Here is a 9997-nt window from a genome sequence, read left to right on the forward strand (position 1 = left end):
GCCACCACCTCGGCCTTCATGCTGTCGATCGAGACCGGCACGCCGAGGGCGACCACGCCCGCCAGCACCGGCTTCAGCCGGGCGAGCTCGTCATCCGCCGTGACGGCCTTGGCGCCCTTGTAGGGCCGGGTGGACTCGGCGCCGATATCGATGATGTCGACGCCGTCCGCAATCATCGCCCGCGCCCGCGCGAGCGCCTGTTCGGGCGCGATGAACTCGCCGCCATCGGAAAAGGAGTCCGGGGTGATGTTGAGCACGCCCATCACCGCCGGAACGGGCCGTTCCAGCAGCGTCCGCAGCGCATCTGGCCCGGCCGAGCCGGCCGGCGGGACGGATGGGGAGGGCGAGGCATTCATGCGCGTGGCTTTGCGCGGTCGGGGAGGGGGAGTCAAGCGGGGAGGGGGGACCAGCACCGCTCCATCACCGTCACCCCCGCGCAACGGCGAAGCCGTTGTCGCTGGAGGTGGCCGCTTCTTCAGCGGCCCTCGAAGGGCGACGGCCCGGCTGTCTCCGTGCCGACGCAGCGGTGGCCGTGCATCCTTCGAGGCTCTCCACGGGATGCGTTGCATCCCGTGCTTCGCCTCCAGCGACAACCGCTTCGCGGTTGCGCGGGGATGACGGAGCTAGCATCAATACGTGATCTTCGGCTGCAGCTTCTTCGCCTGGGCGATGATGTCGCCGACCGACTTCTCGGAAGGCAGGATGCGGAGCAGCTTCTTCTTCTCGTTGGCGTCACGCATGCTCTGGGCGAGCCTTGCCGGATTCCGATAGGCGAGCTCACGCACGGTGGTGACGCCGGCGGCGCGGACCAGGCCGACCTTGGCGCGGCCCATGCCGGGGATACGCATGTAGTCGGAGACGTTGGCCCATTCCAGCAGCAGCTGCTCGCTGATGCCGGTCTTGGCGGAAAGCGCCTTGCGGCCCTTCACCGTGCCGGCCGCTTCGAGCAGGGCATCGGTCGTGCGGATGCCCTGCGCCTTCAACTTGTTGGCGGCAAAGACCGACAGGCCCTCAATCTCGGAGATCGGATATGTCATGATACTCGATATGAAATGCCAAGGCTTCAGGCGAACTGGCTGAGGCCCGGCGTCCCCGCAACGATCTTGCCCATCTGATCTGCTCCGATTTTGTCTCGGCCGAAGCGGAAAAGTTCACGGGCGACGTTTTGAATCTCGGACATGCCAAGTCCCAGGCCCATCAGGCGCGTGCCGACCGCCATCAAGCCGCCGCCCATCAACCGCGACAGTCCGCCGCCGCTCCTGGACGCCTCGATCGCGGCTTCCGCTCCGGGGATATGATCGATCAGGGCCTGCACGCTGTCGGAAGGACCCTCACTGCGGAGGAAGCCCAGGATGATGCCGACGGTCTTTTCGGCGACAGCACCATCTATGCTGGCGTTTGTCGCCAGCCGCCCGATCAGCTCGTCCATAAGGCCCGCCCCTCAGCCGGTTTGCTTGCCGGAATATTGCTTTCGAAAATGATCTTGAGCCGGTGTGATGTGAAATACAAGCGATGAACGCAGCCGTCGTCGCGATTCATCTTCGAACGCGTGAGAAGTGTTGCAGCGGTGCAAGAGCGGAGATGGAATCGGCGAAAAATTGCCGCGTTGCGAACGCCGCGTTCCTACTTTCGGCTGATGTCGTCCACCTATCCGACAATGTCGCATGTCGGGCGCTTTGAATGGTTTCAATCGACGTGCGACATGCATTAAACTACGGAACTGCCGCCTTTGAGTTCAATACGCGAAACCCGGCAGAGAGATCAGAGAGAATAATGACCGCACAGGACAGCAAGCTCGGCGATACCGACGACAAGATCTTCGTCGGCAAGGGAGACGAGCAGGCCTGGCTGACGCTGGCGCTCGCCAATCGCCACGGCCTCGTCACGGGCGCAACCGGAACCGGCAAGACGGTGACGCTGCAGGTGATGGCGGAAGGATTTGCGCGTGCCGGTGTTCCGGTCTTCGCGGCCGACATCAAGGGCGATCTCTCCGGCATCTCCGAGATCGGCGTGCCCGCGGACTTCATCCTCAAGCGCGCCACCGAGATGGGGCTGACATTCCAGCCCGACCAGTTCTCGACCGTGTTCTGGGATGTGTTCGGCGAGCAGGGCCATCCGGTGCGGGCGACCGTCACGGAAATGGGGCCGCTTCTGCTCGCGCGCATGCTCGACCTGAACGATGTGCAGGAAGGCGTGCTCAACGTCGCCTTCCGCGTCGCCGACGACGCCGGCCTCACCCTCATCGATATGAAAGATCTGCGCGCGCTGCTCGATGCCATCGTGCCGGATACCGGCAAGAAGGGTGCGGATGCCGAAGAGAGCCCGCTGGCCGACGTCAAGAAGGCCGCGCAGGGGTTCGGCAACGTCACCAAGGCCACCGTCGGCACCATCCAGCGCCAGCTCCTGGTGTTGGAGAACCAGGGCGGCACCAAATTCTTCGGCGAGCCGGCGCTGACACTGAAAGACTTCATGAAGACCGACCGCGATGGCCGCGGCATGGTCAATATCCTGGTCGCTGACAAGCTGCTTCAGAACCCCAGGCTTTACGCGACATTCCTGTTGTGGATGTTGTCGGAGCTGTTCGAGGAGCTGCCCGAGGCTGGCGATTTGCCCAAGCCGAAACTCGTGTTCTTCTTCGACGAGGCGCATCTGTTGTTCAACGACGCGCCCAAGGCGCTGATGGACAAGATCGAGCAGGTGGTGCGCCTGATCCGCTCCAAGGGCGTCGGCGTCTACTTCGTGACGCAAAATCCGATCGACGTGCCGGACCGCGTGCTCGGGCAGCTCGGTAACCGGGTGCAGCATGCGCTGCGCGCCTTTACGCCGCGCGACCAGAAGGCCGTTGCGGCCGCGGCCCAGACCTTCCGTCCCAACCCGAAGCTCGACACCGCCAAGGTGATCATGGAGCTCGGCAAGGGCGAGGCGCTGGTGTCCTTCCTCGAAGGTAACGGCACGCCCGCGATGGTGGAGCGGGTGATGATCCGGCCGCCCTCGGCCCGCATCGGATCGATCACGCCGGATGAGCGCAAGGCGATCATGGCTGCAAGCCCGGTGAAGGGCAAATACGACACTGCCGTCGATGCCGAGTCCGCCTATGAGATCCTTCAGAAGCGGATCGCCGGCACGGCGGTAACGGTGGACGGTCCGGCCGGCGCAAGCGGCGGCGGTATCCTCGGCCAGATCGGCTCGATCGTCGGCACCATCTTCGGCACCAACGTCAAGCGGGGCCGCCTGTCGGCCGGCCAAGTCATTGCGCGGGACGTGACGCGATCGGTCACCAACCAGGTGATCGGCGGGATGGCCGCCAATATCGGCAAGTCGGTCGGCGGCCAGCTCGGCGGCTCGATCGGCCGCACGCTGGTCCGCGGCGCGCTCGGCGGATTGCTGCGGCGCTAGGCAGAACGCCCTGTTTTGGGCAATTCCGCTTGACCCCAAAAGGTCGTCATGCCCGGGCTTGTCCCGCCTGCGCGGCCGAAGCCGCTTCGGCGAGGCGAAGGCCCGGGCATCTACGTTCTTCGTGCTGCGATAAAGTGCGATAAAGGTCGTGGAGGGCCGGGACAAGCCCGGCCCTGACGATGTGGAAGCTCAAGCACTTTGCTAGTCACCTCATGTGCCGTTGCCCGAGGTCACCACCGCTACAATTTCAGGTGAGGGACTCTCCAAGCCCGCGCCGGTCTGCTACGTCCTGTTCGCCGCCGCACAGGACCACTCCGTGACCTCGCCCGCCCCGCTAGCCAAGCCTGACGCGCCCAGACGCCTGTCGCTGCGCGCGCCGCTGGACCTGCTATTTCTGCTCTGCTGCGTCCTGCTGACCGCCGACGTGCTCGTCCCCGAGATCTTCGGCAGCGGCAAGACCAAGGATTACCCGCTGTGGTACTGGGCCGGGCAGCAGGTCTTGCAGGGTGAGCCATTCTATCCCGCCACGGCCATCGAATATTTCGACTTCATCTATCCACCGCTCCCGGCGATCCTGCTGGCGATCCCGAGCTGGTTCGGCAAGATCCCGCTCTATCTCGTCCTGTCGATCCTGAATGTTTTGGCGTGGTGGTACACCGGAACGTTCTCCCACGTCATGACCGGCTCGGACCGCAAGCCAAGTCCCTGGCTGGAAGCGCTGCCTGCTGTCATCACCGTGCCCTTCGTGTTCGACATGTTCGACCTCGGCCAGCCCAACCTCGTCCTGCTGGCGATGATGCTCTACGGTTTCTGGAGCTTGCGGCATCAGCGGTCATGGCTCGCCGGCTTCATGTTCGCGCTCGCCGCCGCCATCAAGGTGTTTCCAATTGCGGTGCTGCCTTATCTGATTTGGCGGCGCAAGTGGGAGGCCGTCGTCGCTACGGTCGCCTTCACCGGCATCCTTCTCTATGTCGTGCCGGCGCCGATCCGCGGCTTCGAGCGCAACGCGGCCGAGCTTGCGCTCTGGTACCAGGGCATGGTCGGAACGAGCTCGGAAAAGGGCTTTGGCCAGCGCGACGAGCAGAACTGGTCGTGGGTCAACCAGTCGCTGATCGCCGTCACGCACCGCCTTGTCCGCCCGATCAACTACAATCAGGACAGTCCCAACAAGCCGGCACGCACGATGAATATCATCGACGTCGACTACAGGACGGCAAACTGGATCGTGCTGGCGTTGTCCGCATTGCTCGGGCTCGGCTTCGTCGCGATCATGCCACGGCAAGCGCGGCGGACGGCGCGCTCGGACGCCGAGGAACTCGGCATCCTGTTCTGCCTGATCACGGTGGCCTCGCCTCTGGCGCGGCAATACTACTTCATGTGGCTGTTCTTCCCGATGACGGTGTTGATGCATCGCGCCGCCTTCGACGAGCGGGCGAAGGTGCGCCTCGGAACCTGGCTGGCCCTCGGCGCTGCCGGCATTCTCATGCTGCTGGCGCTGCCGTGGTTTCCAACTGTGCTCCAGGCCTGGGGCAACAACCTCGCTGCGACCGCCGTTCTTGCGGGCACGCTCGCATGGCACATCCGCCATCCGCCGGTTGCGGCTGGCTCCCAGCCAGCGACGGCGCTAAAACCCAAGCATCTCGAAATGTCGTCTTGAGACTCAAAAGTCAGGAATCCGACCATGGCCAATGCGCAGCTTCAATCCGTGCTCGACCACATCGACAAGGATTTCGACAACAGCCTGGAGCGCCTGTTCGCGCTGCTCCGGATCAAGTCGATCTCCGCGGATCCGGCCTTTGCCGGGGATTGCAAGGCGGCGGCGGAGCATCTCGCCAAGGACATCGCAAGCCTGGGTGTCGCCACCGAGGTGAGACCGACCGCCGGCCATCCCGCCATCGTCGGCAAGACCAAGGGAGACGACAAGGCCGGCGGACGGCCGCATGTGATCTTCTACGGCCACTACGACGTGCAGCCGGTCGACCCGCTCGATCTCTGGCACCGCCCGCCGTTCGAGCCCGTCGTCACCGATCATGCCGACGGCCGCAAGATCATCGTTGCGCGCGGCGCCGAGGACGACAAGGGCCAGGTGATGACCTTCGTCGAAGCCTGCCGCGCCTGGAAGAGGGTGACGGGATCGCTGCCGATCGATGTCACCTTCCTGATCGAAGGCGAGGAGGAGGTCGGCTCGAAGAACTTCGTGCCCTTCATCGAGGCCAACAAGGACGAGTTCAAAGCCGATTACGTGCTGGTTTGCGACACCGGCATGTGGGACCGCAACACGCCGGCGATCACGACCTCGCTGCGGGGCCTGCTCTATGAAGAGCTGAAGATCACCGCCGCCAATCGCGACCTGCATTCCGGCGTGTTCGGCGGCAGCGCGATGAACCCGATTCGCCTGCTCACGAAAATTCTGGGCGGCCTGTTCGACGACGACAACCGCATCACCATTCCCGGCTTCTATGACGGGGTAAAGGATCTGCCGCCCGACATCCTCGAGCAATGGAAGAAGCTCAACCTCACGCCCGAGATGTTCTTGAAGCCGATCGGCCTGTCGATCCCCGCCGGCGAGAAGGGGCGCCTCCTGATCGAGCAGGCCTCGTCGCGTCCGACCTGCGACGTCAACGGCATCTGGGGCGGCTATATCGGCGAAGGCTCCAAGACGGTGATCCCGTCGCATGCCTCGGCCAAGGTCTCGTTCCGTCTGGTCGAAGGGCAGGACCCGCAAAAGATCCGCAAGGCTTTTCGCGATTACGTGACGGCGCGCATTCCCGGCGATTGCAAGGTCGAGTTCGGCGACCATTCCGCCGCGCCCGCGGTCGCGCTCGACTGGAACATGAAGCCGCTCGCCGCCGCCAGCAAGGCGCTCACCGACGAATGGGGCAAGGAGACCGTGCTGATGGGCTCGGGTGCCTCGATCCCGATCGTCGCCGACTTCAAGCGCACGCTCGGCCTCGACTCGCTGCTGGTCGGCTTCGGCCTCGACGACGACAACATCCACTCGCCGAACGAGAAGTACGACCTCCGGAGCTTCCAGAAGGGCATCCGCTCCTGGGCGAGGATCCTCGCTGCGCTGGCCGAAGTGAAGTAGGCGAGCTGCCGTAGGGTGGGCAAAGGCGCAACGCGCCGTGCCCACCATCTCTCAGTGATGACGAAAGAAGAAGACGTGGGCACGGCGCGCGAAGAGCGCGCCTTTGCCCACCCTACGAGACCTATCCTCGTCATTGCGAGCGTAGCGAAGCAAGCCAGAATCCTTCCGCTGAGACAGCCTGGATTGCTTCGTCGCAAGGGCTCCTCGCAATGACGGGTGTGGCGGCTACCTGCCCCAAAATAAAAACGCCGCCCGGGATTGGGCGGCGTTTCATTCCAAATGGCGTAGAGGTCAGTTGACAGCTACCCTACACCAAATCCCGAAAATCTCAAGACCGGTAACCCGGCAGCTCGCGGTCGAGCTTGCGCAGCAGCGGCGGCCACACGAGGTTGGTGGCGCGCAGCTCGGCGCGATCGCGGTTGGCGAGCAGCTCGGTGTTCTTCTCGATCGCAATCTCCTCGACCGGATAGACCGGCGTACCGAGCGCGCGCGTGCGCACCTGCATCGAGCAGGCGCGCTCGAGGTGGTACATGCGCTCGAAGGCGGAGGCGACCGAGCGGCCGACGGTCAGCGTGCCGTGATTGCGCAAGAGCATGTGGTTGTGGTCGCCGAGGTCCTTCTGCAGCCGCGGCCGCTCGTCGTGGTCGAGCGCGATGCCTTCGTAGTCGTGATAGGCGAGGTCGTGGGTGACGAGCTGGGCGGTCTGGTTCAGCGGCAGCAGCCCTTCCGCGCTGCTCGACACCGCGGTGCCGTCGAGGGTGTGGAGATGCAGCACGCAGATCGCGTCCTCGCGCACCTCGTGGATCGCCGAATGGATGGTGAAGCCCGCCGGGTTGATGGTGTATTCGCTCTCGGAGAGCTGGTTGCCGTGCAAATCGACCTTGACGAGGCTGGACGCCGTGATCTCGTCGAACATCAGCCCATAAGGGTTGATGAGAAAGTGATGCTCGGGGCCCGGCACGCGCGCGGAGATGTGGGTGTCGACCAGATCGTCCCAGCCATACAGCGCGACCAGGCGATAGCAGGCGGCGAGATTGACCCGTTGCTGCCACTCGGCCTCCGTCATGTTGGACGGTACTTCCTTCAGGCGCGCTTCCGCTGGCGACATGGCTGATCTCTCCGAACATCGTTGTTGCGGGGAGGGAGCCTAGTACCGCTATTGGTTGGCAGCAAGGTACGCAGAGCGCGGCAGTCCAGCGTAGCCCGCATGGAGCGCAGCGGAATGCAGGGCCGCTCTGAGAGGGGTCCCGGATTTCGCTGCGCTCCATCCGGGCTACGGGGCTACGACTCCGGAGAAAATTTCTACGGCGCCGGGATCGACAGCAGGCTGGAAATGCTGCGACCGCGGATGTCGTAGACGCGGGCGAACACCACGTCGTCGCGCTTGATCTCGACCATCACGGGCGCAGTGAGGCCCTTGCAGTAGAACTCGCCGAGTGTCATCGCGAAATCGGCCGCGTTGGAATCCCAGCCGATGGTGAAGTCCGGGCCGAGCGCGACCTGGGCCGGGCGCTGCGGACCGCAGACCGCGACCTTCCATTTGCGATTGGTCGGCGGAACCTCCTGGCGCTCGACGATCTGCTCGCGCAATTCGTCCGAGGCCTGCTTCAGCGCGAGACCCCAATAGTCCAGCATGAAGCGGTCGTCGGCGCCGCGCACGGTGCCGGCGATGTGGTTGAAGTGGGTGTACTGATAGGGATGCAGCCGGATCATCTCGGCGAGCGACAGCGCAAGGCCGAAGCAGAAGGTGGCGAGCACGACGGGCTGCCAGGTGCGGTGATTGGCGCGCAGGCGCTCCATGGCCCAGCCGAAAGCGACGCCGCCGAGCACCGCCATCGGCGGAATCACGAACACGAAATGGCGGATGCCGTTGTACAGCGCCGGCCGCTTCACCATCGCGATCGCCAGCGGCAGGGTCGCAGCCAGCGTCAGCATCAGCAGGATGGTCTTGCGCCGCGCCGGAACCTCGCGTCGCGGCAGCATGGCGAAGGTGCTGACCACCGCGCCGCCCATCGACACCAGCATCACCTCGGGCAGCTGCAGCGCGAACAGCGTCGGCAGGTAGGACCAGGGCATGTCGGGCACCGACACGATCGCGCCGTCGAACATCTCTTTCCAGGGCTTCTCGAAGAAGTGTGAGAAGTAGGTCAGCGCTTCGAAGGGATTGCCGGGCTCCATGATCGACCACGGCCAGATCAGCCCCATCACGAGATAGCCGAACGCGAGGCCGGGCAGCAGCACATAGACGACATGGGCGAAGCGGCGGACCGATTCGCGCAGGCCCTCGCTGCGCAGTTCCTCCAGGAACAGGGGCAGGAAGCCGAGCACGGCGTAGACCAGCGCGAGCCCGCCGAGAACGCGGCAGCCGAGCGAGAGGCCCGCGCCGAGCCCGACGATCAGGATCGTGCGCGGCGATGGCTGCGGATATTCCTCGGCGAGCCGGACGAGGCCGAGCATCAGGATGATCATGGCCACCGCGAAGGGCGCGTCCTTCGGATTCATGAACATGTGGCCGTAGAAGATCGGGCACAGCGCGAGCAGCAGGAGTGAGGCAAGACCGGCAAGGGGACCGCCGATGCGGCGGCCGAGCCGCCACGTCACCGCAAGTCCGATCACGCCGACGATGGCGCCGACCAGACGGCGCGTCTCGAACAATTCGAGCGGAATGATCTTGTGCAGGAGGGCCGCGACCATGTCGAAGCCGCCGCCATACATGTAGAGATTCGCGAAGGAGAGCGCCGCGGTGTCCTTGAAGCCGGAACCGAACATGCGCAGCAACAGGTCGGCATATTCGGCGTGGGTATAATCGTCCCAGCCGAGGCCGTAGTCGCGGAAGGTCAAGCCGGCAATGACGGCGACCGCAGCCAGCACCAGCATGGCCAGATCGTCGCAAGTCCGTTCGACCGAGCGCCGCTGAGGCGTGTCGATCGCCGAAGTCGTGATGGATGTCATGGCTATCGGTGCCCCGGAATCCCCTGTTGGCCCTGCTGGCGCGCGCGGGCCTCAACCCCGGACTCCCTATAGCGCAGTTCCATTAGCAAGTAATTGGGCATTATGGCTAAATTCCTGATGCGATGCAGCAATTCCGGATCATTGACAGCAGCCTAGCAGTAGCGGGCCGTAGCTGAAGGGAATGTGAATAAGTCCCTGATTTCCTTTCCATTAGGAACGTGGCTTGCAATTCGCCGTTGGCGTGGAACATCGTATGACGGTATCGTGGCGTGACGGGTCGCGTGTGGATGTGCGGCCGGGGGTGAGTTCGATGACCTTGGCATTGTTGATCGCGGGGATTTTCGCCGTCGTGGCGGGCCTCCTTTCGATCCTGTTTGGCTTCTCCGTCAGGGAGTTCAGTCTCGGCAGCCCCCTCATAATCTCGGGCACGATCGCCGTCTGCTCCGGGATGTTACTGTTCGGCCTCCATGTCGTGGTCACGGAACTGAAGGGCATCGCTCGCCGGCTCGCCGGTGCGGCCGCGTCGTCCGAGGTTCGGGTCAGGCCCGTGCTGCCGGGCCT

At 64.3% G+C, this 9997-nt stretch carries 8 protein-coding genes and 1 pseudogene; 4 read left to right on the top strand and 5 right to left on the bottom strand.

The annotated features are described in order from the left end of the window. The 3 genes from MOV74_RS20620 to MOV74_RS20630 form a co-directional block, all read right to left on the bottom strand. Positions 1–356 (bottom strand): dihydropteroate synthase (locus tag MOV74_RS20620; protein WP_246926099.1); only part of this gene is annotated, 356 nt, incomplete at its 3' end. Positions 357–629: 273 nt separating this feature from the next. Continuing rightward, positions 630–1037 carry a DUF4332 domain-containing protein gene (locus MOV74_RS20625; protein WP_246926101.1) on the bottom strand — a complete coding sequence of 136 codons (408 nt, stop codon included), beginning with the start codon at positions 1035–1037 and terminating at the stop codon, positions 630–632. A gap of 26 nt (positions 1038–1063) precedes the next feature. Continuing rightward, positions 1064–1429, bottom strand: a complete 366-nt coding sequence (locus MOV74_RS20630) for a DUF2267 domain-containing protein (RefSeq protein ID WP_246926103.1) — start codon at positions 1427–1429, stop codon at positions 1064–1066. A gap of 344 nt (positions 1430–1773) precedes the next feature. Here MOV74_RS20630 and MOV74_RS20635 point away from each other — a divergent pair, with 344 nt between their 5' ends. From MOV74_RS20635 to MOV74_RS20645, 3 genes are all read left to right on the top strand, one after another. Continuing rightward, entirely contained in the window at positions 1774–3396 is a 1623-nt protein-coding gene (locus MOV74_RS20635; RefSeq protein ID WP_246926105.1) for a helicase HerA-like domain-containing protein, read from the top strand. 316 nt (positions 3397–3712) lie between these two features. Further along, on the top strand, positions 3713–5053 hold the full coding sequence (locus tag MOV74_RS20640) for a glycosyltransferase family 87 protein (RefSeq protein ID WP_246926108.1): 1341 nt from the start codon (positions 3713–3715) through the stop codon (positions 5051–5053). A gap of 24 nt (positions 5054–5077) precedes the next feature. Continuing rightward, positions 5078–6484, top strand: a complete 1407-nt coding sequence (locus MOV74_RS20645; protein WP_246926111.1) for a M20/M25/M40 family metallo-hydrolase — start codon at positions 5078–5080, stop codon at positions 6482–6484. A gap of 328 nt (positions 6485–6812) precedes the next feature. On the opposite strand, the gene MOV74_RS20650 is transcribed toward MOV74_RS20645, so the two are convergent. Both MOV74_RS20650 and MOV74_RS20655 read right to left on the bottom strand, forming a co-directional pair. Beyond that, positions 6813–7592 carry a class II aldolase/adducin family protein gene (locus MOV74_RS20650; RefSeq protein WP_246926114.1) on the bottom strand — a complete coding sequence of 260 codons (780 nt, stop codon included), beginning with the start codon at positions 7590–7592 and terminating at the stop codon, positions 6813–6815. Positions 7593–7786: 194 nt separating this feature from the next. Next, complete coding sequence (locus tag MOV74_RS20655; RefSeq protein WP_246926118.1) at positions 7787–9436, bottom strand: glycosyltransferase family 39 protein; 1650 nt, start codon at positions 9434–9436, stop codon at positions 7787–7789. A 310-nt stretch (positions 9437–9746) separates the two neighbouring features. Between MOV74_RS20655 and MOV74_RS20660 the strand changes: the two are divergent. Then, positions 9747–9997: pseudogene (locus MOV74_RS20660) on the top strand (DUF308 domain-containing protein); the annotation flags it as partial.

Source organism: Bradyrhizobium sp. SHOUNA76, assembly GCF_023006445.1.
Lineage (GTDB): Bacteria > Pseudomonadota > Alphaproteobacteria > Rhizobiales > Xanthobacteraceae > Bradyrhizobium.